This is a genomic window from Paraburkholderia aspalathi, from assembly GCF_900116445.1.
Classification (GTDB): domain Bacteria; phylum Pseudomonadota; class Gammaproteobacteria; order Burkholderiales; family Burkholderiaceae; genus Paraburkholderia; species Paraburkholderia aspalathi.
On record NZ_FPBH01000026.1, the window covers coordinates 75,829 to 101,377 of the forward strand.

The following is a 25,549-nucleotide window of genomic DNA, read 5'->3' on the forward strand; positions in this document are numbered from 1 at the left end:
GGCATGAGGCGACCACGCAGCGTAATCAGATCGGGCGCTGCGTTTCACGTTCGGGCAAGCGACCCACCACAGCCTCGCCCTCCTCCGCGGCAACCGTGCCGGATGTGACAACCGGTCTCGCCAACGCCGCCTTCAGCTTGTCGCGATCCAGCTCCTTCTCCCACGCCGCAATCACGATCGACGCCACACCGTTACCCATCGTATTGGTCAGCGCACGGCACTCAGACATGAAACGGTCGATGCCGAGAATCAGCACCATCGCCGTCACCGGCACGGTCGGCACGACCGAAAGACTCGCCGCCAACGTGATAAAGCCTGCCCCTGTCACGCCGGTTGAACCCTTCGAGGTCAGCATCGTCACCGCCAGCAACGTGATCTCCTGGGCAATCGTCAAATGGGTATTGGTGGCCTGGGCGAGAAAAAGCACCGCGAGCGTCATGTAGATATTGGTGCCGTCGAGATTGAACGAGTAACCCGTCGGCACAACCAGCCCGACAATCCCGCGCGAGCACCCGAGCCGTTCGAGCTTCTCCATCAACTGCGGCAACGCTGCTTCCGATGTCGACGTGCCGAGCACGATCAGCAGTTCGTCCTTGATGTACACGACGAAGCGCCACAAGCTGAAACCGCATGCCCGCGCAATCAGGCCGAGCCCGCACGAGACGAACAGGAATGCGGTCAGATAGAACGTGCCGATCAGTTTCATCATCGGCAGCAAGGAGACGATGCCATATTTGCCGATCGTGAACGCGATGGCGCCGAACGCGCCGATTGGTGCGAGGCTCGTAATCATGCGCACAATACGGAAGAAAGTTTTCGACAGCAGTTCGATCAAACCGATGACGGGTTTCGCGGGTTCGCCCGTCACCGCGAGCGCGGTGCCGAACAACATGGCGATCAGCAGCACCGGCAGAATATCGCCCTGGGTGAACGCGCCGACGAATGTCTCCGGAATGATATGCATGAAGAAACCCGCGAGCCCTTCGCCGTGCGCGGCTTGTGCGGCGTAACTGGATATCGCGCCCGCATCGAGGGTAGCGGGATCGACGTTAAAGCCCACACCGGGTTTCAAAACGTGCGCGGCCAGCAAACCGATGGCGAGCGCGAGTGTCGACACCACTTCGAAATACAGCAGCGCTTTGCCACCCACGCGGCCGACCTTGCGCATGTCGTGCATGCTGGCGATGCCGGTCACGACCGTGCAGAAGATCACCGGGCTGATGATCATGCGCACGAGTTTGATGAAGGCGTCGCCGAGCGGTTTCATCGCCACCGCATTCGCCGGCAAGAAGTGGCCGACGATCACACCGATAACGATCGCAACGATCACCTGCACGTACAGCACCTTATAAAGCGGTTTGCGCTTCATGTCTCCTCCGTTTTTTAAAGGCAAAGCGCGTCCCTTCCCTTCTGCCGGGGAATCGGTCACACGCGTTTCGGTTGAATGGCGGCGCAAGGGCCGCCAGGGGATTTACAGCACGGCGGCCCAAGGATGCCGTTTGAAATGGATCCGCTCGAACGCTTCAATAGCGGGGAGTGAAGCGAGCGTGAGATCGATGATGTCCATGCCTTCAATCACCATCTGTTTGTGACGCGCGCCGAGCGGGAACGTGAACACGCGGCCACTGGCGGCCGTCACCGTTTGCTGCTCGATGTCGATATGCATTCGTGCAGCCGGATGTGTCACTGCGTCCTGCATTAGAACATCGACTGCTTCGCGATCCAGTTGCACCAGCAACAAGCGGTTATTCATCGCGTTCGAATAGAAGATCTCCGCGAAACTCGGCGCGATCACGGCTTCGAAACCGAATTGCTGAAGCCCCCACACAGCATGCTCACGACTCGAGCCGCAGCCGAAATTCGAGCCGCCGATCAGGATGCGTGCGCCGCGATACGCCGTCTGATTCAACACGCAATCCGGGCGCGGCTCGCCTGCTGCGTCGAAACGCAGGTCATACAGCAAGCCCTCCCTCAACCCGGCCTTGTCAATGATGCGAAGAAACTGCTTCGGCATGATCTGATCGGTGTCGAGGTTTTCGATCGGCAATGGCGTGGCATTCCCGTCGATTTCGGTGAGTCTCGTTAGCATGATTGCGTCTCCAGGGTGCGGACGTCGGTGATGCGCCCGGTTAGCGCGGCGGCTGCGGCCATCGCGGGACTCATCAGATGGGTGCGGCCGCCGCGTCCCTGACGTCCTTCGAAGTTGCGGTTGGTCGTGGATGCGCAGCGTTCGCCTACCGCGAGAAAATCGTCGTTCATCGCGAGACACATCGAACAGCCCGGCTCTCGCCATTCGAAGCCGGCATCGCGCAGCAGGGTCGCTATGCCCTCGGCTTCGGCCTGGCGGCGCACGCTGCCCGAGCCCGGTACGACCATCGCGCGCACCCCTTGCGCGACGTGGCGCCCTCGCACAATCGCAGCGACCACGCGCAGATCTTCGATACGTCCATTGGTGCACGAACCGATGAACACGCGATCGATCGGCGTGCCTGCAATCGGTTGGTCTGAATCGAGCCCGATATAGTCGAGCGCGCGCCGCAGTGCGGCAGCGGCCTCAGGCGTCTTTTGCGCGGCCGCACTGGGAATGCGCTGATCGACCGCAATCGCCTGATCGGGGCTCGTGCCCCACGTGACGAACGGCGCGATATCGTGTGCGTCGAAATGGTGTTCCGTATCGAAACTCGCGCCGACATCCGATTTCAGTTCGCGCCAGTCGTTCATGGCAGCAGCCCACTGGGCATCGTCCAGTGATGTTGCGTGCGCGCGGACATAGTCGAACGTGGTCGCATCGGGTGCGATCAACGCCGCTCGCGCGCCGGCTTCGACAGTCATGTTGCATAAGGTCATGCGCGCTTCCGCAGACAGCGAGGCGGTCGTAGACCCTGCGAACTCCACCGCGTAACCGCGCGCACCCTGTGCGCCAATGCGGCTGATGATCCACAAAATCACATCCTTCGACGACGTGCCGTAAGGCAACGTCCCGTCGATCGTGATACGCATGGTTTGCGCAACGCGATAGACCAGCGTTTGCGTGGCAAGCACGTGCTCGACCTCCGAGGTGCCGATGCCGAAGCCCAACGCGCCGAGCGCGCCGTACGTAGTCGTGTGACTATCGCCGCATAGCACGACCATGCCTGGGCGAATCAAACCGCGTTCTGGCGCGACGATATGTTCGATGCCTTGCAGGGGATCGTTCGCCGCATGCAGTTCGATACCGGCCTGATCGCAGTTGCGTGCGAGGTTGTTCGCCTGCAACAGCGAAGCGGCATCGCGAATCACGCGCGGCGATTCCGCATGCGTGGGAATGATGTGGCTGACCACCGCCAACTGCTGCCGCGGACGACGCACGGGCCGCACTTTCGCAGCGAGCGCGCTGAACGCCTGCGGGCTAGTGTATTCGTTCATCAGATGCAGATCGACATACAGCAGCAAGTTTTGCACATCGATACGCGTGACGACGTGCGAATCGACGAGCTTCTGGTAAAGGGTTCGTTTTGACATGATGGGTCGACCAGCGACTAGGACTGCAAGAACGGCAGGACGCGTTCGAGCAACAACTCGGGCGCTTCCTCGGGAATGTAGTGGCCGCACGGCAAGGCCTCGCCGCTCACGTGCGCCGACCACTGACGCCATTCGGCAAGCGGCTCGAAACATTGCTCGATGACGCCCTGCGCGCCCCACAAAGCCAGAAAATCGCACTCGATCTTCTGTCCTTCCGCGAGCGACGCACGGTCGTGATCGAGGTCGATCGTGATGCTCGCGCGGTAATCTTCACAGATGCCGTGCGCGGCGGCTGGGTCCGACAGACAGCGCAAATACTCGGCGTAGGCGGCATCGGTGAACGGCGTCAGCCCGGCGCTGCGTGCACCTATGGTCTGCTTCAGATAGAGATCGGGATCGGCGCGAATCAGCGTTTCGGGAAACGGCGCGGGACGCACGAGAAAAAACCAGTGCCAGTAAGCGCGCGCAAACGCGAACGACGTTTGCTCATACATCGCGAGTGTCGGTGCGACGTCCAGCGTGACCAGCTTCGTCACGGCTTGCGGATGATCGAGCGCCATGCGCGCAGCAATGCGTCCACCCCGGTCGTGACCGACCACGGCAAATTGTGTGAAGCCATGGGCGCGCATCAACGACACCTGATCTGCGGCCATGCGGCGTTTCGAATAGTTGCTATGGTCGGGCTCGCCTTGCGGTTTGCCGCTGTCGCCGTAGCCGCGCAGGTCCGCGGCAATGACCGTGAAGTGTTGGGCCAGCGTGGGCGCAACCTTATGCCAGATCGCGTGGGTCTGCGGATGGCCGTGCAGCAGCAGTAAGGCCGGGCCGTTGCCGCCGCGGATTGCGTGGATCTGGGTGCCGTCGACGTGGATCGACGCGTCGGTGAAACCTGTAAACATCGTTGCCTCCCGTATCTGAAAGCAGTCTAGTTGAAGCCTGCAGCGACGGGGTTTCCAGTGAGGCAATCCGAAATTAACTTTCAGGAACGAATCGACGGGCGGTTTTCGCCTTGCGACGCGGAGTCAGGGTCGCCAGGGCGGCCGTGGACGAAACTCCCGTTGCAGATGTTGCAGAAAGGTCTTGATTCGTGCCGGCATGCCCGTCCTTTGGTGAACAAGCGCGATGACGTCAGCATCCGGTAACTTCCAGCCTGGCAGCAGCCGGATCAGCGAGCCATTTTGTAATTCCTCCGCTACGTCCCATTCCGACCGAAGCATCACCCCTCGCCCTTCGCGAGCCCACTGGTGAATCACATCGCCGTCGTTCGAACTCAGGCCAGAGGAAACACGAACGCCCCGTGAAGTACGCCCCTTCGAAAAATGCCACAACGTCACGTCCTCGTTGTTTTGACGAAGGGCGATGCAGGGAACGTTCGCGAGGTCTTCGGGGTTGACGGGGGAACCGTATCTTTTCAGAAAAGCGGGGGACGCGCAGACGTAGCGAGCGTTCGGCGCAATCACGTACCTGACAAGGTTCGAAGGGCCCAACTCGCCGATATGAACGACGATGTCATAGCGGTCGTATTCTTCAATGAGCGGGCGGTCGGACAATGTCAAGGAGACGTCCACATCCGGGTGAGCGTCCTTGAACGCAGATGCGATGCGGGCGACGTATCGACGCCCGAAACCAAGTGGCGCGTTGACTTTCAAGCCACCGACCAATTGCCCTCTTCGTCTACCCAACTCTGCGAGCAACGAATCAAAGTCACGAAGAAGCTCTGCGCCTTTGGAACAGAGCAGTTCGCCCTCTTCCGTGAAGCGCAATTGTCTCGTCGAGCGGTCCAGCAAATGGACGTCAAGCTTCGTCTCGATCTGCTGCAATCTCTTCGTGACCGCCGACGGCGTGACGCCCAACTTGCGAGCTGCGCCCGCAAGGCTGCCAGCTTCGCGAATGCTGAGCAGGAATCTTATGTCGACGGCATCATTCATGAAGAAACGAGCTTACTGCTTCTCGGTTTTATGAGGCGGAGTAGTAGTCAAAACGGAGCGTATCGCGGCCGTCTTGTGAGAAGCATTGTAGCAGCGGCGAAATGCGCCTCACGGACATCATCACAAATCCAGACGCAACCGTGGCCCAACTTCAACAAAACCCGCGGACAGATAGAACGCAAGCGTCCTGGCCCACCGTGGCTGATCTGGCGCGCCGACGTCGAGTCGCTTCCATCCTCGCTCCTTGCCGAACTTCGTGGCCTCGCGGACCAGCGCTGCAGCTACTCCACCCGACCGGCATTCCGGCCGGACGTATAGCTCCGTGATCTGTCCGAAGGCTCCTCCCGCGTATATCGCCACGCCTTCTGTCATTAGAATTACGCCTACCGGACTCTCGCCTTCGAGCGCCACATATCCGAAGCAGCGATTCGTTTGGCTCAGAACGGCTTCGGCGATAGACACTCGGCCCGCAGGTTCAAGTTCACCATTGAGAAGCTCCCTCAGAAGCTCATCCACAAGATGCGCAACAGAATGTGCATCGGTCGGTGCAACAGGACGGATATGCGTCATGGTGATCCCCTTTTACTATCTCGCGCGGTGCGGTCAAAAAGCTGTTGGCCTGACACTCATCCACGGCAATGCCTCATATAATGGCAACACGAAGTCATCTTTGAACTGTTCCTTCACTGAAGGCGCCATGCCAAAATCTCAGAACCAGCCACCCGCTGGAGAATCTCCGGACATTGAGGTAGCAGAGAAGCAGGTCGACCCCGCAGTAGAAAAAGTGTCCCGTGCTTTGTCTGCGCAGATTCATGCCTTTCGAACGTCAGCAGGAATCGCTTCAGGCACGCTCGCGAAAATGGCCGGCATTTCGCATTCGATGCTCTCGAGAATCGAAAAAGGAACGGCGACTCCATCGATAGAAACGCTTACGCGGCTTGCGAATGCTTTGGGCAAACCGGTGTCGCGCTTTTTCGTCGACCAGAGTGAACGTCACGACTGCTCGTTCGTACCCGCTGGACAAGGCGTGACTGTCGACCGGGAAGGTTCGTCGTACGGCCACATCTATCGGCTCGTTGGCCACGTATTGTCAGGCAATCTTTCCGTGGAACCGTATGTCGTTACGCTCGACGAGAAGTCCCAACCCTGGTCAACCCACCAGACAACTGGAATCCAGTTCCTTCACGTGCTTGAAGGCAAGATGAAATACCGGTACGCCAATCGGCTCTACGATCTGCAGCCCGGTGATAGTTTGCTGTTCGACCCGAATGCGGCGCATGGTCCGGAAGACATCGAGAGCGTGCCGGTCAAATTTCTCGCCGTATTCTTCAACATCCGGGAATACAGCTAGAAAATTGAGGCCACCGCTCCTGCATCGGCCTCTCGCACATGTCGGTTTACCGCTGTGACCGCTGCAGTTCTGCGAATTGCTTTGCTACGACGCTCTCCCGACTGGCGACAATCTCTCCTGCCCCAACACGCTCCCGGCCGTACACAATCCACGCGTCATCGGGCGAACCGATCGTTGCATCCACCCGCAGCTTCTCCGGTTGAGAATCAAAATAGTATCGATAGACAAGCGCGGAATCGCACTCTCCTTTCATCAGTCGCTCGAAGGCCACTGGAATTGAGACCGCCGGAATCAGTTTCGAATACGAACTGAGGTCGGCGTATTCATCCGTTGCAGGGGAAACCAGCGAGATTGTTTCCGGCTTGCTCACCTCTTTACGCGTGAGGATCGCCAATGTCTGACTCGGCGAAATAAAGGTGTCGACAACGAATCTCTCGCGGAAGTTACTGCCCATCACGCGTGGGGTATCTGGATGAACCGCGCACTGAACAAGATAGTCGATTTCGTCCGCGTCAAACGCAGCCAGGGCATCGTCGAAATTGCCGAAGAGTTTGACCTCGGCCTCAAGCCCGTGGAATTCAATGTAACGACGAGTCACGTACTCGTGGTTCGTCCCGGATGGGCCGAGCGTGCCAAACCTGATTGTGGCCATGCTTTACTCCTGAAAATTCGCGCGCATCTTCAACGTGGCGCATTCATTTTTGAATCATCTGACTGAGGAAGCGCTTCGCGCGTTCAGTCTTCGGTGCGTCGAAGAAATCGGCGGGCTCGCTGTCTTCCACGATTTCGCCTTGGTCCATGAACAGAATGCGGTCGGCCACCGCTCTTGCGAATCCCATTTCGTGCGTGACGCAAAGCATAGTCATGCCGTCTTGTGCGAGCAGCGTAAGCGTATCGAGCACCTCTCTGACCATCTCCGGGTCAAGCGCCGATGTCGGTTCGTCGAGAAGCATGATAGTGGGCGACATGCAAAGCGCTCTTGCGATAGCGACTCGTTGCTGTTGACCACCGGAAAGCTGCGCGGGGTATTTCGTGGCATGGCTCGCAACGCGAACACGTTCAAGCATTTCAAGCGCCCGCGCTTCCGCCTCCTTCCGCTTCAGTCCGCGAACGCGCATCGGCGCCAAGGTGCAGTTTTCCAGCACCGTCATGTGCGGGAACAGATTGAAATGCTGAAACACCATGCCAACGTCGGCACGCACCATGCGCACGTGTTTCGCATCGTCGGTGAGCTCGATTCCGTCGACGTGAACATCTCCCGAATCATGCTTCTCAAGTCGATTCACGCAGCGAATCAGGGTCGATTTTCCAGAACCGGACGGCCCGCACAGAACAATCTTTTCACCTCGTCGGACATGCAGCGAAATTGAGTTGAGTACATTGAACGCGCCGAAACTCTTTGAGAGTCCCTTGATCGATATCGCGAGTTCGTTGTTCGGTACCGTGTTCATAGCGGAAATCCTGTGCATTTCGTGCAGCTCAGCTATCGAGCCGCGTAGGTGTCTGGGCGTGGAATGCCCGAGCTGCCGGGCTCTCCTTCCAGGCTACAACCTGGCCATCGGATAATCGCTCACGGCCATAGACAATCCACGGATCGTCAACGGTACCGATTCGCTCGTCGATTCTGAACCGCGTGGGGTTTTCGATTGCAAGAGACGAGTACGTCAGACCACTTTCGTATTTGCCCGAGAGAAGTCCATCCGCAACCGACGCCGTCGACGTCTCCGGAATGAGCGTCAGTCCATCTGTATTGACATAGTCACGCGTGGCCGGTTGAAGTGCGAGCGTTCGTGGCGTACCGATATCAACTCGGGTCACCACCGCCATGTCTTTGCTGGAAGAGACGAAGGCATCGATGACGAACAATTGCTTGCGGTACTTCGCGACGATGTCGACCGTCGAAGGATGCACTGCAACCTGAACGATATAGTCGGCCTCGCCGTCGATCACCATGCGCGCGGCCTCGTCAAAGCTCAACACCAGAGTCATCGATGCTTTTTCTTCCAGACCGTGATGTTGAATGTATCGGGCAGTCACAAACTCGTGATTGCTACCACTGGGCCCAAGTGTCAGAAACCGAAGCAATTTGCGTTTCTCCATTAACTTTGTGTAGGGGACTCGGGAACATGAGTCCGCCTATAAAGATGTGCTGCAAGAAGACTAGGCTATGTGGGTGTCGCCAGAATCTGAAGACTTCAGCATTGCGGGTTGCTTAGGTTTTCGAGGATTGGCGACGTTGGTGTCCTTGCCTGTTCTGCGTGCGATGTTCTGCTCGAGGATCCGGAACGCATGCGACAGAAAGAACGTCATCGCGAGATAAATCAATCCCGCTCCGACGAAAATCTCATATGGCGCATATGTCTCACTCACCAATAGCTTCGACGTTCCCGTCAATTCCATGATGGTCACCGTCGATGCCAGCGACGTCGCCTTCAGGTTCAGAATCGTTTCGTTGGCGTACGCGGGGATTGCAATACGAATGGCGATCGGCGCTTTAACGCGGCTGAGTATCGAAGCTCGACTTAGCCCGAGTGCCTCGGCAGCTTCCACGATGCCTTTGGGCACCGCAGACAGTGCCCCCATCAAAATGCGCGCCGTGTACGCGCCCGAATTCAACCCCAGCGCAATGACGGCGCAGGTGAACGGGTCACGCAGAAGCGGCCAGAACACGGAGTGTCGAATAAAAGAGAACTGTCCAAATCCATAGTAGAGAAAGAACAGTTGCACGAGCGCCGGCGTGCCGCGAAATGCGCCGATATAAAACTTGACGCAAGCGCTCAGAACCTTCGACGAACTCAATCCCATGAGCGCTGTGGGCACACCCACAATGAGACCCACAACCACGATGCAGACAAACAACTCAAGCGTGACGGGCAACGCAGCAAGCAGACGCGGAAGACTCGAAATGAGCAATGAGAAATCAAACATGGCTCACCTCGCCAATGCGGTCGACGTCTTGCGTCGAACCGTACTAAAGACATTTGTCAGGGCGAAGCTGAGAACAAAGTACAGCACGCCGGCAACAAGGTAAAAGAAGAATGGGCGATTGGTTGCCTCAACAGCGAAGCCTGTTCTTCGCATCAAGTCTTCCAGGCCAACCAGCGAAACCAGCGCCGTTTCTTTCAGGAGTACGGTCAGTTGATTCCCGAAAGCCGGGACTGCGAGGCGCCACGCCTGGGGTGCAATAACGTGGACAAAACTCCCCGTACCCGTCAACCCCAGCGCTGCGGCGGCTTCAAACTGCCCGCGCGGAACCTCCAGAATCGCACCCCGGAAGATCTCCGTTGCATAGGCGCCAAACACCAGTCCAAGCGACACCGCACCCGCACCGAACGCATTGATTTCAATGGATCGGCCGAGGACATGAGAAAGGGTTGCGCTGCCGCCGTAGTACACCAGGAAGATGACCAGCAGGTCCGGAACACCTCGTATCGTGGTTGTGTAGGCCCCGGCGAAATGACTGAGAATCCGCATGGGAGACAACTTGGCAGCGGCCATCAGGATCCCGATGACCGAGCCGATCGCTGTGGCCGCGAGTGCGACCAGCAACGTCGTCACGGCCCCGAGCAGGATGAGCCCGCCATAACCATTCAAAGTGAAATCGACCATGCTGGCTCCCGCATTACATCAGAGAGAAAGGGAAGTACTTCTTTCTGATCTGATCGTAGGTGCCGTTCGCCATGATTGCGGCCAACGCAGCGTTAATCCGATTACAGAGCTCGGCGTTGTCGAGACGAACGGCAATTGCGTTTCCGTCTCCGAGTACGCCGCCTTTGAATTCGGGTCCGACAAACGCAAAGTCTTTCGAGTCAGGCCGTTTGAAGAAGTCTGAGTAAAAGGTTGCCTTGTTGCCGATGATGAGGTCGACACGACCGGCAACGAGGTCCAATTCCGGCTGACGCGTATCGTCATACAGAACAAGTGACGCCGTCTTGTCGTAGCCGTTGGCGACCAACCACTGGTGTTGCGAGGCGCCGCGTTGAACGCCGATGCGTTTGCCTTTCAGACCCGCAGGCGACACGTCCTTGATCCCGCTGTCTTTCGCCGCGATAAAACTGGACGTCGTGTCCTTGTACTTGTTGGTGAACAGCACCTGTTTGCGGCGCGCGGGCGTTGTCGACATCGACGCAACGATTACGTCATACCGATTGGCCTGAAGACCGGGAATGATGCCGTCCCATGCCTGCGCAACGATCTGGCATTTCACCTTCATCTGTGCGCAGAGGGCATTCGCAATGTCCACATCGAAACCCTGTAGCTGGCCGGAGGCATCTTTAAAGCTCCACGGAGGATAGGTGCCCTCTGTGGCGACTCTCAGCGTGTCGCCCTCGGAAAAAGCGGGCACCGACATGACCAACGCTGTCGCCGCCAGGGCGCAGGTGACCAATCCTCGAAAACGTTGAAACAGGCTGTGTGACATGGCAACTCTCTCGTCGCGATTGCTGCGCCCCGGATGTTCCGTCGCATTAGAAGTAAAGGTAGCCCGTCGTTAATTTAACGTCAATATTTTAATTTTATGCAAATTCCCTAATCGGGTTTACGCTTGGTTGGGTGCCGTGGGATGGGTCGAAGGTCGTGCCACAGACGAAACTCGGGACGTGCGTCGACCTTCCCGGAGACGGGATGGAAGCAGGTGTTCGATGGGTTTAGCGAGCGTGCGGGAAGCGAGGCGCTGCAGGGCTGTCACGCGGGTCGGGTGAATACCCGGCGCGTGTGATCATGTTCAGCCAGCGCGCTTGTTTCGTTGAGCGCGATTTGCTCGCCAGCGAATCAGGAAGCCGACCAATGCGGCGAAAGCCGCAGTGGCCGCGTAGCCGGCGAGGCGAATGGCATCCTCACTCGGGAGACGCGAGACCAACACAATGACGATGGCGATTGCAAGTAGCGCGATACATGCGATTGCCCATTTCATCTCCCTCTCCCCTGAAGTTTGATGTGCTGCCAGATGCACGGCTATCTCGCCGTTTTGTTAAGCATACCCGCGAGTGAGGCACCGGCGCTTCGTTCCGACTCAAGCAGCCACCCCTCTGCCACTTCCGTGCGCCTGCTCAAGGATGAACTCGATAAAACTCGCTGCCGCCCGCGTGTGATGCCGATTCGGCATGTAGAGCAGGTACATGTTCGTACCGAAGATGCTTAGACGCCATTCATCGAGCGCCGTCACCACGTCGCCGCGGCGCAGGTCGTCCTGCACCACGTAGTCCGGCACCAGACCGACGCCTAGACCAGCCAGCACCGCCTGGCGCAAGAACAGGAAGTTCTCGGAAATAATCGTCGGCTCAAGCAGTACTTCGTGGCGTTCGTCGCGCAGATACGCCGCCACCCGCAACTGCCTGCCGACCACCGCCGCCGTAATCAAGGGCGCTGTGCGCAATTCGTCGAGACGCACCGGCATACCGCGGCTTGCAGCAAATTCCGGCGACGCGCAGGCAACGTATCGCACCGGCCCCATGTCTCGTGCGACGAGATTCTGCGGCGGCTCCGACATCACCCGAACCGCGATGTCGACCTCGTCGCGCATCAGGTCCTCGACCCGATTCTCGAACATCACGTCCAGCACGATGCCCGGATACAGACGCTTGAACGCGATCAGCCAGTCCGACATCACCAGTTGCCCGTAACCGCTCGGCACACTCAACCGCACCCGCCCCTGCAAGCTCTGCCCGAGCGTAGTCACCGATTCGCGCGCGGCCAGCAGCGCATTCTGAATGGTGCGGCCATGCTCGTATAACTGCAGACCGATTTCAGTCGCTTCGACCCGGCGCGTGGTGCGCCTGACCAGCTGCAGCCCGATCGAGCGCTCCAGCTGGTTCAGGTGGTAACTCACATTCGCTCGGCTCATTTTCAGCCGGCGCGCGGCTTCGCTCAGGTTGCCCGCGTCGAGGATATCGACCAGCAAGGTCAGCGAATTGACGTCCATGGCATAACCTTTGTCAAAATATCTTTGACAGTCTGTCAACCGTCTATGCAATTGTCAATAAACCTTGACCAACCCACAATCGGAGAATTCGCCAGGCCCGGTATGCCCACTCTGCCCCGATATCAATCAGGAGACGACACGATGACCCTCAACCCTTCCGCCGACGTTGTAACGCGCGAATTGCGCGGCAAAGTCCTGCTGGTGACCATCGACCACGCACCGGTCAACGCCTTGTCCGCCGACGTGCGGCGCGGCCTGCTCGCCGCCATCGAAGCAGCGGATGCCGACAAGGCGATCGAAGCCGTGCTGATCGTCGGCGCCGGGCGCAACTTCATCGCGGGTGCGGACATTCGCGAGTTCGGCAAGCCGCCGGTGCCGCCGTCACTGCCGGACGTGTGCAACCGTATCGAGGCATGTTCGAAGCCGGTGGTGGCCGCTATTCACGGCGCTGCGCTCGGCGGCGGCCTGGAAGTGGCGCTCGCAGCGCACTACCGTCTCGCCGTGAATGGCGCGAAGCTCGGTTTGCCTGAAGTGCAACTGGGCCTGCTGCCGGGCGCAGGCGGCACACAGCGTACGCCGCGTCTGATCGGCGCGCAGGCCGCCCTCGACCTGATCTTGAGCGGCCGCCACGCCAGCGCGAAAGAAGCGCTCGCGCTTGGCCTCATCGACCGGTTCGGTAGCAGTGACGACATCCTCGCCGAAGGACTCGCCTACGCGCAGGAACTGCTGGCCGCTCATGCGCCGGTGCGCCGCACGCGCGATGCCGCGGCGCTCAGCGACCGCGCAGCGAGCCTCGCCGCCGTCACCGCAGCACGCGCAGAAACAGCGAAGAAATCGCGCGGCCTGTTTTCCCCGTTAAAGATCGTCGACGCCGTGGAAGCCGCTATCGAACAGCCTTTCGAAGAAGGCCTGCGACTCGAACGCAAACTGTTCCTCGAATGCATCGACAGCCCGCAGCGCGCCGGCCTGATTCACGCGTTCTTCGCCGAACGCGAAGTGCTCAAAGCCCCGGAAACACGCGATACCAAACCACGCGCGCTGAACAAGATCGGCGTGGTGGGTGGCGGCACGATGGGCGCGGGCATTGCCGTCGCCGTGCTCGATGCCGGCCTGCCGGTGACGATGATCGAGCGCGACGACGCGTCGCTCGCACGCGGTCGCGCGCACATCGAAAAGGTCTACGACGGCCTGATCGCCAAAGGCCGCATGAGCGCGGAAAAGAAAGCCGACGTGATGACACGCTGGCAAGGCAGCACTTCATACGACGCGCTCGCCGACACCGATCTGGTGATCGAAGCGGTATTCGAAGACCTGTCGGTGAAAAAAGCCGTGTTTGCCGAACTCGATCGCGTTTGCAAACCGGGCGCCGTGCTCGCCACCAACACGTCGTATCTCGACATCGACGCGATTGCGGCCAGTATTTCCCGTCCTGCGGATGTGATCGGCCTGCACTTCTTCTCCCCCGCCAACATCATGAAGCTGCTGGAAGTGGTGGTGCCGAAGCAGGTCAGCGCCGACGTGGTGGCCACCGCGTTCGAACTCGCCAAGAAGCTGCGCAAGACGCCGGTGCGGGCCGGCGTGTGCGACGGTTTCATCGGCAATCGCGTGCTGGCGGTGTATCGCAGCGCGGCCGACGCGATGATGGAAGACGGCGCGTCGCCGTACCAGATCGACGCGGCCGTGCGTGCGTTCGGCTTCCCGATGGGCCCGTTCCAGGTGGTCGACCTGGCAGGCGGCGACATCGGTTGGGCTGCGCGCAAGCGGCGCGCGGCCACACGGAACCCCAACGCGCGCTACGTGCAGATCGCCGACCGTCTTTGCGAACGCGGCTGGTTCGGCCAGAAGACCGGCCGTGGTTTTTATCTGTACCCCGAAGGTTCGCGCAGCGGCGCACCCGACCCTGAAGTCGAGGCCATCATCGACGCCGAACGCGAGCGCGCCGGCATCACGCCGCGCACGTTCACCGACGAAGAAATCATGCGCCGCTACATGGCCGCGATGATCAACGAAGGCGCCAATGTCGTGCACGAAGGCATCGCGCTGCGGCCGCTCGATGTCGACGTGACCTTCCTCTATGGCTACGGCTTTCCGCGCTATCGCGGTGGTCCGATGAAATACGCCGATAGCGTAGGCCTCGCCACGGTTCTCGCGGACATTCGTGAATTCGCCAAAGAAGACCCGCTGTTCTGGCGCGCGTCGCCGCTGCTGGTCGATCTGGTCGAGCGCGGGGCCGATTTCGCGAGCCTCAACCAGTCAGCTTGAGACAGCACGTTATTTGGAGCATTCTCGACCGACAGGGGGCGCGCTCGTCTGCCCGCTCACCCGCCGGTCCGGTAAATATCTAGGGAAGAACCCGCTATGGATCTGAACTTCACACCTGAAGAAGAGGCTTTTCGCACTGACGTGCAGCGGTTTTTGCGTGACAAACTCCCGCAACGCCTCTCCGAAAAAGTACACGGCGGCCGTCGCCTCACGCGCGACGACATGGCCGAGTGGCACGCGATTCTCAACACACAAGGCTGGCTCGCCAATCATTGGCCGAAGGAGTACGGCGGCCCGGGCTGGAACGCCGCGCAGAAATTTATCTTCGAGAATGAATGCGCATTGGCGGGCGCACCGCGCGTCGTGCCGTTCGGCGTCAACATGCTCGGCCCGGTGTTGATCAAATACGGCAACGAAGCGCAAAAGCGCCACTGGTTGCCGCGCATTCTCGATGGCTCGGACTGGTGGTGCCAGGGCTACTCGGAACCGGGCGCCGGCTCGGACCTCGCATCGGTCAAGACCACCGCGGTACGCGGCAGCGACGCGCAAGGCGAGCACTACATCGTCAACGGTCAGAAGACGTGGACCACACTCGGCCACTACGCGAACATGATCTTCTGCCTCGTGCGCAGCGCCACCGACGTGCGCAAGCAGGAAGGCATCAGTTTTCTGCTGATCGACATGAACACGCCAGGCGTCGAAGTGCGCCCGATCATCACGCTCGACGGCGAGCATGAAGTCAACGAAGTCTTCTTCACCGACGTGCGTGTACCGGTCGAGAACCTCGTGGGCGAAGAGAACAAAGGCTGGACCTACGCCAAGTACCTGCTTACGTATGAGCGCACCAATATCGCGGGCGTCGGTTTCTCAGTGGCCGCGTTTAACCGGCTACGCAAGATCGCCGCGAAGCAGCAGCGCAACGGCAGGCCGCTCGCGGAAGATCCGTCGTTTGCCGCACGCATGGCGCGCGTCGAGATCGATCTGGAGAACATGAAGACCACCAATCTGCGTGTTATCGCGGCGGTGGCCGGCGGCGGCGTGCCGGGCGCCGAGAGTTCGATGCTGAAGATTCGCGGCACCGAGATTCGCCAGGAGATCTCCTCGCTCACGCGCCGCGCGATGGGACCGTATGCGCAGCCGTTTGTCGAGGAAGCCTTGCACGATGGCTTCGAGGGCACGCCAGTCGGTCCAGACGAAGCCGCGAGCACTGCCTCGCTCTACTTCAACAACCGCAAGCTGTCGATCTTCGGCGGCTCCAACGAAATCCAGAAGAACATCATTTCTAAAATGATCCTGGGACTGTAAGGGGCGCACGCCATGAATTTCCAGCACACCGAAGACCGCCGCATGCTGGCGGATACGCTCAACCGTTTTGTCACCGAGCAATATGCGTTCGAAACGCGCGACCGCATCGCAGGTTCGCCCGAAGGTTTCAGCGCCGACCTGTGGAATCGCTTCGCGGAACTCGGCATTATCGGCGCGTTGTTCGATGAATCGCAGGGCGGATTTGGCGGTGGCGGCTTCGATATCGCCGTCGTATTCGAAAGCCTGGGTCGCGGCCTCGTAGTCGAGCCGTTTCTCGATACGCTGATCGTCGGTCAGGCGATCGCGCGGGGCGGCAATGAAGCGCAAAAGGCCGCGCTTGGCGAATTGATCGACGGATCCCGGATCGTTGCGCTCGGGCATGGTGAGCCGGACGGCCACTACGAACTGTCGCGCGTCACAACCAGTGCTCAACGCGTTGGCAACGCATGGCAGTTGAACGGCGCGAAAGCGGTGGTTCAGCACGGCGAGAACGCTTCCGTTTTTCTGGTCTCCGCACGCACCGCAGGTGCTGTCGACGCCGAAGCCGGCATCACGCTCTTTCTCGTCCCGCGCGACGCCGCGGGTGTCAGCGTGCGCGGCTATCACAAGATAGACGGCGGCCGCGCGGCCGAGGTCACCTTCGACAACGTCATGCTCGCAGACGATGCGCTGCTCGGCGCAGCTGGAGAAGGCTTTGCGACGCTCGAATACGCGATCAGTTGCGGCGTGCTTGCGTTGTGTTCCGAAGCGGTCGGCGCGATGGATGTCGCGAAAGACTACACACTCGAGTACCTGCGCACGCGCAAGCAGTTCGGCGTGCCGATCGGCAGCTTCCAGGCGTTGCAACATCGGATGGCGGATCTGCTGCTCGAGATCGAGCAGGCGCGATCGGCGGTGATCAATGCCGCGGCCGCGCTTGGCGCTGAGCGTACGGCGCGGGAACGCGCGGTGTCAGCGGCGAAATACAGCATCGGCAGGATAGGGACGATGGTCGCCGAGGAATGTATTCAGTTGCATGGCGGTATCGGCATGACGTGGGAGTTGCCGATGGCGCACTATGCGAAGCGCCTTGTGATGATCGACCATCAGTTGGGCGACGAGGATCATCATCTCGAGCGGTTTATCGCGCTTGGTAGAGGGTGAGAGCTGGTTTCCAGGCTTGCTTCGAATCGGCGCCGCTGTGGTGGTTTTCCGGCGGCGCTGCCCTCGTCCGTTTGCATCTGTCAAAATCGCAACACCTCATCCGCCTTGATGATCGCCTCGGCGACGGTTTCGATGTGTTCGCGCTTCACCATGGCTTGTGAGCGCAACAGGTCGTAGGCCTCCTGCTCGGAAAGATTGCGCGTTTCCATAAGAATTGTCTTGGCCCGCTGGATCTGTCGTTGCTCGGCGAGCTTGTCCTCAACGCGCCGCACATAGCGCTCCATTTGCAGGCGGTTGCGGTGCTGATTGAGCGTGACGGCAATCGCCGTCAGCAGGCCGAACGAGCGCACCGGTGACGGCACCACGCAATACGCGCCAAGCTGCATGACCGCCTCGATGATGATCGGATTCTCATAACTGACGACCGGAATCACCGGGGGGGCGCCCTTCGCATTCATCCACGGCAGGCTAACCGAAAGTGTCTCCGGACGGACCGCGAGAAACACGACATCGGTGGCGTCCGGCAATGTGTCGAGCGCGGGCCAGGTCATCTGGACCTTGCAGCCGATACGGCACAGCTGCCCCAGCAGTTCCTCCCCGTCCTGATCCTGAGGGTGGATGGCCAGCACGCTTAGCGAGCGGATATCGCGAAGCGCCTGAGGGGTGCGGGAAGACGAGCGCTGCTTCATGAGCGCACCTCGTCTGGTCCACCGTGCGATTCCGCCTCGTCGACTAGCGAGTGCGAAATGACAAACGGATCCGCTCGCGTCCACCCGGGTGAATCGCTCAGGATATCGAACTGGCCATGCCGGTTCAGGCGCCCGATACGAGGATGCAGATAGGTATGGTGATTGTGTTCGTCAATCCGGATACGCCCCTGCGGCGCATTCAGCTCGAGCCCCGGCAGCGTCTTGAGCAAGGCATTGGTGTCATCCCCGCCTGTGATACGCATTGCGTTGGCGAGCACATGCATCTGGAAATAAGCCGCTTCCCAGCACATATCGGTCACGACGCCACTGCCGAAGCGCTGGTGATAGTTGGCGAGGCAACGCTGATTGACGGGGTCGCTCACCGATTGAAAGTAAGTCGCCGCGGTGATGTGCCCTTCGCCGAGCGCGGCGCCCATCGCGGCGACTTCCGTTTCACTGGTTGTCAGGCTCGCGATCGGCGTCTTGTAAGGATCGAGCCCTGCCTCCGCAAACGCGCGGTACATGTGCGAGATACCGCTGCCCACCACGGTCGAGAAGACAAAGTCCGGCGCCTGCGCCGCGATCTTCTTCGCCACGCTCAGATAGCTGGACCAGCCGGCATCGAGCGGCAGATAGATTTCTTCGAGTTTCTCGCCACCCCGCTCGAACACGAGATCGCTCATGATACGGTTCGACTCGTAAGGGTAAATGTAATCTGAACCCACCATGAACACGCGTGAGCCGAAGTGGCCCAGCATGTAGTCCGCGAGCGGCAAGCTGTTCTGGTTCGGTGCGGCGCCGGTGTAGATCACGTTGCGGCTGTACTCGAAGCCTTCATAGAGCGTCGGATAGAACAGCAATGCGTTGTGCCGCTCGACGATCGGAATCACCGCCTTGCGCGTGCTCGACATATAGCAGCCCACCACAACACGGATCTGCTCCTCGACGATCAACTGTTCAATCAGTGCGGCGTAACGGGCCGGCGTCGAAGCCGGATCGCGAAACACCAGTTGCAGCTCACGACCATTGATGCCACCGGCGTGGTTGATTTCTTCGGCTGCCAGGATCGTCGCGCGCTGCTGCGACAACTCGATCGGCGCGGTCACACCGGACGAAGAGAACAACACGCCGACCTTGATCGGTTCATTGGGTGATGAGGTCATAGTTCAGCCAGAGAGTGACGGCAGGTTGAGCGGCCCACCAGCGCGCAGCGCTGTGCACGACTCCGGTTCCATGCACGGGCATTGTGCGTGTTCACCCCAGCTTGGGGAACGCACTGCGCGGCGAAGAATGAAACCGGAACGACGATCACGGCCTGCGAGCTGACGGTAATGTACTGTTCCAAAAGGCATTGCGCGCGGATTGCCTGCATGAGGCCATCAGAAATTCGCATGCACGCTGCCAATGGCACAGCTTTTGCGTTATCGCTGCTCGTGATCGAGTGTGAAGCCGAGACCTGCACCCTCGATCCTAACGAGTTTCGTTGTGCGAGACAAAGGCGTCTTGCATGACACCGGCCAAAAAAGCCCGAAAACCAGCTAATCGCTGGTTTCGGGCTTTTTTTTGTCTTTAACTTTTGTGAAGGGCGCCATGAAGAACAACAGACGTGACTTTTTGAAGACCGCGATCGCCGCCGCCGCAGCTGGTGCAATTCCCGGGTCGCTGATGCTGGCCTCGCGTTCTGCTGCGGCAGCGGACCCGGTGAAGGTCGGCATCCTGCACTCGCTTACGGGGACGGTCGCGATTGCTGAAGCCCACGTCGTCGATGCCGAGAAGCTCGCGATCGACGAAATCAACGCCGCGGGTGGCGTCCTCGGCCGCCCGATCCAGGCAATCGTTGAAGACGGTGCGAGCGATTGGCCGACCTTCGCGGAGAAGGCGCAAAAGTTGATGGAAAGCGACAAGGTCGCCGCTGTGTTCGGCTGCTACACATCAGCGTCGCGCAAGGCCGTACTGCCTGTGTTCGAACGCTATAACGGCCTGCTCTACTATCCGACGTACTACGAAGGGCTCGAGATGTCGAAGAACATCATGTACACGGGTCAGGAAGCCACACAATCGGTGATCCCGGCCGTCAACTGGCTGGCCAAAAACAAGGGCAAGAAGTTCTACCTGATCGGTTCGGACTACATCTGGCCGCGCACGACCAACCGCATCGCGCACCCGACCATTGCGAAAGCAGGCGGCACTGTTGTCGGCGAAGACTACTTCCCGCTCGGCACCGTCGAGTTCTCCTCGGTCATCAACAAGATCAAGGCCGCCAAGCCCGACGTGATTCTTTCGACGATCGTGGGCGGCTCGAATGTGGCGTTCTACAAGCAACTGAACTCGGTCGGCATCACCGGCCAGAATCAGCCGATCATGGCGCTCGCGGTGACCGAAGAGGAAGCCATCGGCATCGGCCGCGACAACCTGACCGGCGTGCTCTCGTGCATGGGCTACTTCCAGAGCGTGCAGAACCCGGTGAACGCGAAGTTCGTTCCTGCGTTCAAGGCAAAGTACGGCGCCGACCGCGTGATTGGCGACACGATGGAAGCGGCCTACACGTCCGTCTATCTGTGGAAGCTGGCGGCGGAAAAGGCCAAAAGCTTCGCCGTGGAGAAGGTGGTAGCGGCGTCGTCGAATCTCAGCTGGGACGCACCAGAAGGACAGATCCATTTCCACGTCAGCAACCATCACCTGTGGAAGCACGCGCGGATCGGCGCCTTCAAACCGGACGGACAGGTCGACATTCTGTACGAATCGCCGCTCATCGAACCGAATCCGTTCCCGAAACTCGGCTGAGCGAATTCTCATGTCATACCCGGCGCCGATGGGTCGCCCCTGCCTATCGCGCCTTGTTTTCCAGGCATCCTTTCCGGCAAAAGAACTGCGATGACTCTCGATACTTTTCTGACCCAGGTCTTCAACGGCTTATCGCTCTTCACGGTGCTGGCGCTGATGGCCATCGGTCTTGCGATCGTGTTCGGCCTGATGGGCGTCATCAACATGGCGCACGGCGAATTGATGGCGCTCGGCGCGTATATGACTTATCTCACCTCGCTCGTGTTCGCCCGCTATCTGCCTTCGCTGATGGGCGCGTATTTCCTCGTCGGTATCGTGGTGGCGTTCGTGGTAACGGGGGCAGTCGGTTTTGTACTGGAACGCTCGATGATCCGCTTTCTCTACCACCGGCCACTCGACACGATGCTGGCAACCTGGGGGTTGTCGCTGGTGTTGCAGCAGCTCTACCGTCAACTGTTCGGACCCATCGACGTGAGCGTGCCCACCGTGTCATGGTTGCAAGGTGCATGGAATCCGACGCCGGGGATCGCGATTCCGCTCTCCCGCATCTTCATCATTGGTCTCACGCTGGCAGTGGCGCTCGCGGTGTACCTCTTTCTGTTTCGCAGCCGCTGGGGGCTGCGCATCCGCTCGGTGATGCAGAACCGCGCGATGGCAGGCGCCGCCGGCATCAATACCGAGCGCGTGGACGCAGTGACCTTCGCAGTGGGCTGCGGCCTCGCCGGAATTGCAGGCAGCGCCCTCACGATGTTGGCCTCGACCGGACCGGTAACCGGGCAGCAATACATCGTCGACACCTTCATCGTTGTCGTGTTCGGCGGCGTCGAGAGTCTCGTCGGCACATTCCTCTCGGCGTTTTCGATCGGACAGTTGCAATCGATGTTCGAGCTGGTGCTGAGCGGTTCGATGGCGAAGGCGGCCATTCTGCTGCTGGTGATCGTCGCACTGTACTTCCGGCCCAATGGGCTCTTCGCACTCAAGGTTCGCCGCTAACCATGAAAGACCTCCCTATTTCATCGCCGCGTGCTTCGAATCCCGCCGCGTCGACGCATAGCGCTGGATTGCGTGCCACGCTGCTGCTCGAACGCTATTCCGTGGTGATCCTCGCGCTGCTTCTGCTGGTCGCCATTCCGGCGGTGTCCGGCTCGTTCCGCCTCGGCCTGTTCGCGAAGTATCTGAGCTTCGCGTTCTGCGCGGCGGGGCTCGTGCTCACCTGGGGCTACGGCGGCATTCTGAGTCTCGGACAAGGCATTTTCTTCGGCCTCGGCAGCTACATGATGGCGATGTACATGAAGCTCGAGGCGACCTCGGCCGACCCGGCGGCGGCCGTGTTCGGCAATGGCGGGCCGCCTGTGCCCGACTTCATGACCTGGAACAGCATCGACAAGCTGCCCTGGTGGTGGGCGCCCTTCGAGCACGCGTGGTTTGCCCTGCCCGCCATCGTGATCCTGCCGACGCTGCTCGCCTTCATCCTGGCGTACGCGAATTTTCGCAAGCGCGTGGGCGGTGTGTATTTTTCGATCGTGACACTGGCGCTCGCATCGATCATGTCGATCGTGATCATCGGGCAACAAGGCTACACGGGTGGCATCAACGGCATCACGAATCTGCCCACCTTCATGGGTTACAGCGTGCAGAGCGACACCGCCGTCTACGTGCTGTACTACGTGAGCGCGTGCCTGTTGCTGGCCGCGATCCTTGCCGGCCGGTTCATTCTGAAAAGCCGCCTCGGCAAGGTGTTGATCGCGATCCGCGACCGCGAGGACCGCATCCGTTTCTCGGGCTATGACCCCGCCCTCTTCAAGGGCTTCATCTTCGCCGTGGCAGCGTTGTTCTCGGCGATCGGCGGCGCGATGTTCACGCTGCAGGTCGGCTTCGCGTCGCCCTCGGTCTGCGGCATCGTGCCGTCGATCGAAATGGTGATCTACGCAGCGGTGGGTGGACGGCTATCGCTGGTCGGCGCGGTTTATGGCGCGATCCTCGTCGGTGCCGCCAAGAGTTTCCTGTCCGAGAACTTTGTCGGCTTCTGGCTGTACCTGATCGGCGCCCTCTTTATCTTCGTGCCGATGTTCCTGCCCAAGGGACTCGCCGGCGTCATCGAATGGCTGCGCGAGCGCCAGGGAGCGGCCCAATGAGTCAGATGATCCTTTCGGTCGAGAACCTGACCGTGTCGTTCGACGGCTTCAAGGCGGTCGACGATCTGAATTTCTACGTCGAAGAAAACGAGTTGCACGTCGTGATTGGCCCAAACGGCGCCGGCAAGACCACGCTGCTCGACATGATCTGCGGCAAAACGAAACCCACCTACGGAACGATTGCGTTTAAGGGCTTGAACCTCGAACGCTTGCTCGAATATCAGATCACCCGTGCGGGCGTCGGCCGAAAATTCCAGAACCCGCTCGTCTACGAAGATCTGACCGTGGCCGAGAATCTGGAAATTTCCTACCCGAAGAAACGCGATGTGATCGGCTGCCTGTTCTTTCACCGCGACGATACCGTGCGCAACGAAATCGACCGGGTCGCGCAAATGATTTTCCTCGCCGATCAACTCGACCGCAAGGCGGCACAGTTATCGCACGGCCAGAAGCAGTGGCTCGAAATCGGCATGTTGCTGATGCAGGATCCCGAACTGCTGCTGCTCGACGAGCCTGTTGCCGGCATGAGCGCGAAGGAGCGCGAACAGACCGGAGCGCTCCTTCGCGAGATTGCAAAGGGGCGCTCAGTCGTGGTCATCGAGCACGACATGGAATTCGTCAAAGCCGTCGCACACAAGGTCACCGTTCTGCACCAGGGCAAAAAGCTCGCCGAAGGCACGATGGACCAGGTGCAAAACGACCCGCGTGTCATCGAAGTCTATCTGGGACACTGAACATGCTCGCTATCCAGAACCTCAACGTGTTCTACGGCGAAAGCCATATTCTTCACGACCTCAGTTTCGAGCTGACGGCGGGCGAAACAATCGCCGTGATGGGCCGCAACGGTATGGGCAAGACCACCTTGCTGAAGTCGCTGATTGGCATGATTCCGTCGCGCAGCGGCGAAATACGTCTGGGCGGCCGCGATCTCGCGGGCACCAAAAGCTACGAGCGGGTTGCCGCGGGCTTCGGCTATGTGCCACAGGGACGGATGATCTTCCCTTATCTGAGCGTGGAAGAAAATATTCTCACGGGCATGGACCGGATGCGCAAGCCGAAGATTCCCGAGTACATCTACGACTCGTTTCCGGTGCTCGCGGAAATGCGCAACCGGCGCGGCGGCAATCTCTCCGGTGGCCAGCAACAGCAGCTTGCGATTGCCCGCGCCCTCGTCTCCGAACCCAAGGTGCTGATCCTCGACGAGCCGACGGAAGGCATCCAGCCGTCGATCATCAAGGACATCGCCCGCGCGCTCAACCGCCTGAAGAAGGAACGCAACTTCGCCCTGATCGTATCGGAGCAGGTGTTGACCTTCACGCTCGAAATCGCCGATCGCTTCCTCATCATCGAGAAGGGGCGCTTCGTGCACGCCGACCGGCGTGAGAACGTCGACGCGGAACGGATCATGCGCTATCTGACCATCTGAGTCGACCAACTGGATTCATGACGCTCCCGCACGGGAGTTCATCCTTACCCAAAAGGAGTACTTATGTTACACGGCGACATTTCAAGCAGTCTCGACACGGTTGGCGTAGCGGTGGTCAACTACAAGATGCCCCGTCTTCACACCAGGGCGGAGGTGCTCGCGAACGCGCGCAAGATCGCCGAGATGGTCAAGGGCATGAAGATCGGCTTGCCCGGCATGGATCTCGTGATTTTCCCCGAATACAGTACGCACGGCATCATGTACGACCAGCAGGAGATGTACGACACCGCGGCCGCCGTGCCCGGCGAGGAAACGGAAATTTTCGCCGAAGCATGCCGCAGCGCCGGCGTGTGGGGCGTGTTCTCGCTCACGGGCGAGCGGCACGAGGAGCATCCGCACAAGGCCCCGTATAACACGCTGATCCTGATGAACGACAAGGGCGAGATCGTGCAGAAGTACCGCAAGATCATGCCGTGGGTGCCGATCGAGGGCTGGTATCCCGGCAACTGCACGTATGTATCCGATGGTCCGAAGGGCCTGAAAATCAGTCTGATCATCTGCGACGACGGTAACTACCCGGAGATCTGGCGCGACTGCGCGATGAAAGGCGCCGAACTGATCGTGCGCTGTCAGGGCTACATGTACCCCGCCAAGGAGCAACAGGTGCTCATGGCGAAATCGATGGCGTGGGCAAACAACGTCTACGTGGCCGTCGCCAACGCCGCCGGCTTCGATGGCGTCTACTCCTACTTCGGCCACTCGGCAATCATCGGCTTCGACGGCCGCACGCTGGGCGAATGCGGTGAGGAGGAATTCGGCATCCAGTACGGCGCGCTCTCGAAGAGTCTGATCCGCGATGCGCGCAAGAACATGCAGTCGGAGAACCATCTGTACAAGCTGCTGCATCGCGGCTACACCGGCAAGATCAATTCGCGCGAGGACGCCGACGGCGTGGCCGACTGTCCGTACGACTTCTACTCGAAGTGGATTACCGATCCGGAAGGCACCCGCAAGATGGTCGAGGCACTGACGCGCGGCACGCCAGGCACAGAGGAATGTCCGATCCCCGGCATTCCTAACCCATCCGATCTGGCACACCGCTAAACCG

The 25,549-nt window shown here is 59.9% G+C and carries 26 protein-coding genes; 10 read left to right on the forward strand and 16 right to left on the reverse strand.

The features are described 5' to 3' along the window. Window positions 1-25: 25 nt before the first annotated feature. From BM438_RS31935 to BM438_RS31960, 6 genes are all read right to left on the reverse strand, one after another. Entirely contained in the window at window positions 26-1,369 is a 1,344-nt protein-coding gene (locus BM438_RS31935; protein WP_093643190.1) for a dicarboxylate/amino acid:cation symporter, read from the reverse strand. A gap of 102 nt (window positions 1,370-1,471) precedes the next feature. After that, window positions 1,472-2,089, reverse strand: coding sequence for a 3-isopropylmalate dehydratase small subunit (leuD, locus tag BM438_RS31940; protein ID WP_093643193.1), 618 nt, complete (start codon window positions 2,087-2,089; stop codon window positions 1,472-1,474). After that, window positions 2,083-3,501 (reverse strand): 3-isopropylmalate dehydratase large subunit, encoded by a 1,419-nt coding sequence (leuC, locus tag BM438_RS31945; protein ID WP_093643196.1) that lies wholly within the window; start codon window positions 3,499-3,501, stop codon window positions 2,083-2,085. The genes leuD and leuC overlap by 7 nt, the downstream gene beginning before the upstream one ends. 17 nt (window positions 3,502-3,518) lie before the next feature. Next, a complete protein-coding gene (locus BM438_RS31950; protein WP_093643199.1) occupies window positions 3,519-4,397 on the reverse strand; it encodes an alpha/beta fold hydrolase in 879 nt (292 codons plus the stop codon). 123 nt (window positions 4,398-4,520) lie between these two features. Further along, the gene (locus BM438_RS31955; protein ID WP_093643202.1) at window positions 4,521-5,426 is read right to left on the reverse strand and encodes a LysR family transcriptional regulator; all 906 of its coding nucleotides are present in this window, start codon (window positions 5,424-5,426) and stop codon (window positions 4,521-4,523) included. Window positions 5,427-5,546: 120 nt separating this feature from the next. Then, the gene (locus BM438_RS31960; protein ID WP_208620731.1) at window positions 5,547-5,996 is read right to left on the reverse strand and encodes a GNAT family N-acetyltransferase; all 450 of its coding nucleotides are present in this window, start codon (window positions 5,994-5,996) and stop codon (window positions 5,547-5,549) included. Between BM438_RS31960 and BM438_RS31965 the strand changes: the two genes are divergently transcribed. Further along, window positions 5,995-6,777 carry a helix-turn-helix domain-containing protein gene (locus tag BM438_RS31965; protein WP_244179508.1) on the forward strand — a complete coding sequence of 261 codons (783 nt, stop codon included), beginning with the start codon at window positions 5,995-5,997 and terminating at the stop codon, window positions 6,775-6,777. The genes BM438_RS31960 and BM438_RS31965 overlap by 2 nt on opposite strands. A gap of 46 nt (window positions 6,778-6,823) precedes the next feature. On the opposite strand, the gene BM438_RS31970 is transcribed toward BM438_RS31965, so the two are convergent. The 8 genes from BM438_RS31970 to BM438_RS32005 all read right to left on the reverse strand — a co-directional run bounded on the left by BM438_RS31970 (window position 6,824) and on the right by BM438_RS32005 (window position 12,697). Beyond that, window positions 6,824-7,429: a hypothetical protein gene (locus BM438_RS31970; protein WP_093643207.1), complete on the reverse strand. Its 606-nt coding sequence runs from the start codon at window positions 7,427-7,429 to the stop codon at window positions 6,824-6,826. A 43-nt stretch (window positions 7,430-7,472) separates the two neighbouring features. Beyond that, entirely contained in the window at window positions 7,473-8,228 is a 756-nt protein-coding gene (locus BM438_RS31975; RefSeq protein WP_054040453.1) for an amino acid ABC transporter ATP-binding protein, read from the reverse strand. Between the two features lie 28 nt (window positions 8,229-8,256). After that, window positions 8,257-8,862, reverse strand: coding sequence for a hypothetical protein (locus BM438_RS31980; RefSeq protein ID WP_143131796.1), 606 nt, complete (start codon window positions 8,860-8,862; stop codon window positions 8,257-8,259). Window positions 8,863-8,937: 75 nt separating this feature from the next. Continuing rightward, window positions 8,938-9,705, reverse strand: a complete 768-nt coding sequence (locus BM438_RS31985) for an ABC transporter permease (RefSeq protein WP_093643213.1) — start codon at window positions 9,703-9,705, stop codon at window positions 8,938-8,940. Between the two features lie 3 nt (window positions 9,706-9,708). Then, window positions 9,709-10,386 carry an ABC transporter permease gene (locus BM438_RS31990; RefSeq protein WP_093643216.1) on the reverse strand — a complete coding sequence of 226 codons (678 nt, stop codon included), beginning with the start codon at window positions 10,384-10,386 and terminating at the stop codon, window positions 9,709-9,711. 13 nt (window positions 10,387-10,399) lie between these two features. Continuing rightward, a complete protein-coding gene (locus BM438_RS31995) occupies window positions 10,400-11,128 on the reverse strand; it encodes a transporter substrate-binding domain-containing protein (protein WP_244179509.1) in 729 nt (242 codons plus the stop codon). A 372-nt stretch (window positions 11,129-11,500) separates the two neighbouring features. Further along, the gene (locus BM438_RS32000; protein ID WP_093643223.1) at window positions 11,501-11,689 is read right to left on the reverse strand and encodes a hypothetical protein; all 189 of its coding nucleotides are present in this window, start codon (window positions 11,687-11,689) and stop codon (window positions 11,501-11,503) included. 99 nt (window positions 11,690-11,788) lie between these two features. After that, window positions 11,789-12,697 carry a LysR family transcriptional regulator gene (locus BM438_RS32005; RefSeq protein WP_093643226.1) on the reverse strand — a complete coding sequence of 303 codons (909 nt, stop codon included), beginning with the start codon at window positions 12,695-12,697 and terminating at the stop codon, window positions 11,789-11,791. 141 nt (window positions 12,698-12,838) lie between these two features. On the opposite strand from BM438_RS32005, the gene BM438_RS32010 reads away from it, so the two are divergent. From BM438_RS32010 to BM438_RS32020, 3 genes are all read left to right on the forward strand, one after another. Beyond that, on the forward strand, window positions 12,839-14,959 hold the full coding sequence (locus tag BM438_RS32010; RefSeq protein WP_093643229.1) for a 3-hydroxyacyl-CoA dehydrogenase NAD-binding domain-containing protein: 2,121 nt from the start codon (window positions 12,839-12,841) through the stop codon (window positions 14,957-14,959). A 96-nt stretch (window positions 14,960-15,055) separates the two neighbouring features. After that, window positions 15,056-16,264 carry an acyl-CoA dehydrogenase family protein gene (locus BM438_RS32015; protein WP_093643232.1) on the forward strand — a complete coding sequence of 403 codons (1,209 nt, stop codon included), beginning with the start codon at window positions 15,056-15,058 and terminating at the stop codon, window positions 16,262-16,264. 12 nt (window positions 16,265-16,276) lie between these two features. After that, a complete protein-coding gene (locus tag BM438_RS32020) occupies window positions 16,277-17,407 on the forward strand; it encodes an acyl-CoA dehydrogenase family protein (protein WP_093643235.1) in 1,131 nt (376 codons plus the stop codon). Between the two features lie 80 nt (window positions 17,408-17,487). Here the strand turns inward: BM438_RS32020 and BM438_RS32025 are convergent, their stop codons facing one another. Further along, entirely contained in the window at window positions 17,488-18,096 is a 609-nt protein-coding gene (locus BM438_RS32025) for an ANTAR domain-containing response regulator (RefSeq protein ID WP_093643238.1), read from the reverse strand. Beyond that, window positions 18,093-19,259, reverse strand: coding sequence for a transporter substrate-binding domain-containing protein (locus tag BM438_RS32030; RefSeq protein ID WP_093643241.1), 1,167 nt, complete (start codon window positions 19,257-19,259; stop codon window positions 18,093-18,095). Before BM438_RS32030 ends, BM438_RS32025 begins: the two co-directional genes overlap by 4 nt. 427 nt (window positions 19,260-19,686) lie before the next feature. On the opposite strand from BM438_RS32030, the gene urtA reads away from it, so the two are divergent. From urtA to BM438_RS32060, 6 genes are all read left to right on the forward strand, one after another. Next, complete coding sequence (gene urtA, locus BM438_RS32035) at window positions 19,687-20,880, forward strand: urea ABC transporter substrate-binding protein (RefSeq protein ID WP_093643244.1); 1,194 nt, start codon at window positions 19,687-19,689, stop codon at window positions 20,878-20,880. A gap of 90 nt (window positions 20,881-20,970) precedes the next feature. Further along, window positions 20,971-21,873, forward strand: a complete 903-nt coding sequence (gene urtB, locus BM438_RS32040) for an urea ABC transporter permease subunit UrtB (RefSeq protein ID WP_093643247.1) — start codon at window positions 20,971-20,973, stop codon at window positions 21,871-21,873. Between the two features lie 2 nt (window positions 21,874-21,875). Further along, window positions 21,876-23,015 (forward strand): urea ABC transporter permease subunit UrtC, encoded by a 1,140-nt coding sequence (urtC, locus tag BM438_RS32045; RefSeq protein WP_093643249.1) that lies wholly within the window; start codon window positions 21,876-21,878, stop codon window positions 23,013-23,015. After that, the gene (urtD, locus tag BM438_RS32050) at window positions 23,012-23,749 is read left to right on the forward strand and encodes an urea ABC transporter ATP-binding protein UrtD (protein WP_093643251.1); all 738 of its coding nucleotides are present in this window, start codon (window positions 23,012-23,014) and stop codon (window positions 23,747-23,749) included. Before urtC ends, urtD begins: the two co-directional genes overlap by 4 nt. A 2-nt stretch (window positions 23,750-23,751) precedes the next feature. Next, complete coding sequence (gene urtE / locus BM438_RS32055) at window positions 23,752-24,441, forward strand: urea ABC transporter ATP-binding subunit UrtE (RefSeq protein ID WP_093643254.1); 690 nt, start codon at window positions 23,752-23,754, stop codon at window positions 24,439-24,441. 63 nt (window positions 24,442-24,504) lie between these two features. After that, a complete protein-coding gene (locus BM438_RS32060; RefSeq protein ID WP_093643257.1) occupies window positions 24,505-25,545 on the forward strand; it encodes an aliphatic amidase in 1,041 nt (346 codons plus the stop codon). Window positions 25,546-25,549 lie beyond the last annotated feature (4 nt).

Coding starts and splice junctions, on each gene's coding strand:
- BM438_RS31950 (WP_093643199.1), bottom strand. CDS start 4,397: ATGTTTACAGGTTTCACCGACGCGTCGATCCACGTCGACGGCACCCAG.
- BM438_RS31955 (WP_093643202.1), bottom strand. CDS start 5,426: ATGAATGATGCCGTCGACATAAGATTCCTGCTCAGCATTCGCGAAGCT.
- BM438_RS31970 (WP_093643207.1), bottom strand. CDS start 7,429: ATGGCCACAATCAGGTTTGGCACGCTCGGCCCATCCGGGACGAACCAC.
- BM438_RS32030 (WP_093643241.1), bottom strand. CDS start 19,259: ATGACCTCATCACCCAATGAACCGATCAAGGTCGGCGTGTTGTTCTCT.
- BM438_RS32060 (WP_093643257.1), top strand. CDS start 24,505: ATGTTACACGGCGACATTTCAAGCAGTCTCGACACGGTTGGCGTAGCG.
- leuD (WP_093643193.1), bottom strand. CDS start 2,089: ATGCTAACGAGACTCACCGAAATCGACGGGAATGCCACGCCATTGCCG.
- BM438_RS31985 (WP_093643213.1), bottom strand. CDS start 9,705: ATGTTTGATTTCTCATTGCTCATTTCGAGTCTTCCGCGTCTGCTTGCT.
- BM438_RS31935 (WP_093643190.1), bottom strand. CDS start 1,369: ATGAAGCGCAAACCGCTTTATAAGGTGCTGTACGTGCAGGTGATCGTT.
- urtA (WP_093643244.1), top strand. CDS start 19,687: ATGAAGAACAACAGACGTGACTTTTTGAAGACCGCGATCGCCGCCGCC.
- BM438_RS31960 (WP_208620731.1), bottom strand. CDS start 5,996: ATGACGCATATCCGTCCTGTTGCACCGACCGATGCACATTCTGTTGCG.
- BM438_RS32020 (WP_093643235.1), top strand. CDS start 16,277: ATGAATTTCCAGCACACCGAAGACCGCCGCATGCTGGCGGATACGCTC.
- BM438_RS32015 (WP_093643232.1), top strand. CDS start 15,056: ATGGATCTGAACTTCACACCTGAAGAAGAGGCTTTTCGCACTGACGTG.
- urtE (WP_093643254.1), top strand. CDS start 23,752: ATGCTCGCTATCCAGAACCTCAACGTGTTCTACGGCGAAAGCCATATT.
- urtD (WP_093643251.1), top strand. CDS start 23,012: ATGAGTCAGATGATCCTTTCGGTCGAGAACCTGACCGTGTCGTTCGAC.
- BM438_RS31995 (WP_244179509.1), bottom strand. CDS start 11,128: ATGTCGGTGCCCGCTTTTTCCGAGGGCGACACGCTGAGAGTCGCCACA.
- leuC (WP_093643196.1), bottom strand. CDS start 3,501: ATGTCAAAACGAACCCTTTACCAGAAGCTCGTCGATTCGCACGTCGTC.
- BM438_RS31975 (WP_054040453.1), bottom strand. CDS start 8,228: ATGAACACGGTACCGAACAACGAACTCGCGATATCGATCAAGGGACTC.
- BM438_RS32010 (WP_093643229.1), top strand. CDS start 12,839: ATGACCCTCAACCCTTCCGCCGACGTTGTAACGCGCGAATTGCGCGGC.
- BM438_RS32005 (WP_093643226.1), bottom strand. CDS start 12,697: ATGGACGTCAATTCGCTGACCTTGCTGGTCGATATCCTCGACGCGGGC.
- BM438_RS32025 (WP_093643238.1), bottom strand. CDS start 18,096: ATGAAGCAGCGCTCGTCTTCCCGCACCCCTCAGGCGCTTCGCGATATC.
- urtB (WP_093643247.1), top strand. CDS start 20,971: ATGACTCTCGATACTTTTCTGACCCAGGTCTTCAACGGCTTATCGCTC.
- urtC (WP_093643249.1), top strand. CDS start 21,876: ATGAAAGACCTCCCTATTTCATCGCCGCGTGCTTCGAATCCCGCCGCG.
- BM438_RS31965 (WP_244179508.1), top strand. CDS start 5,995: ATGGTGATCCCCTTTTACTATCTCGCGCGGTGCGGTCAAAAAGCTGTT.
- BM438_RS32000 (WP_093643223.1), bottom strand. CDS start 11,689: ATGAAATGGGCAATCGCATGTATCGCGCTACTTGCAATCGCCATCGTC.
- BM438_RS31990 (WP_093643216.1), bottom strand. CDS start 10,386: ATGGTCGATTTCACTTTGAATGGTTATGGCGGGCTCATCCTGCTCGGG.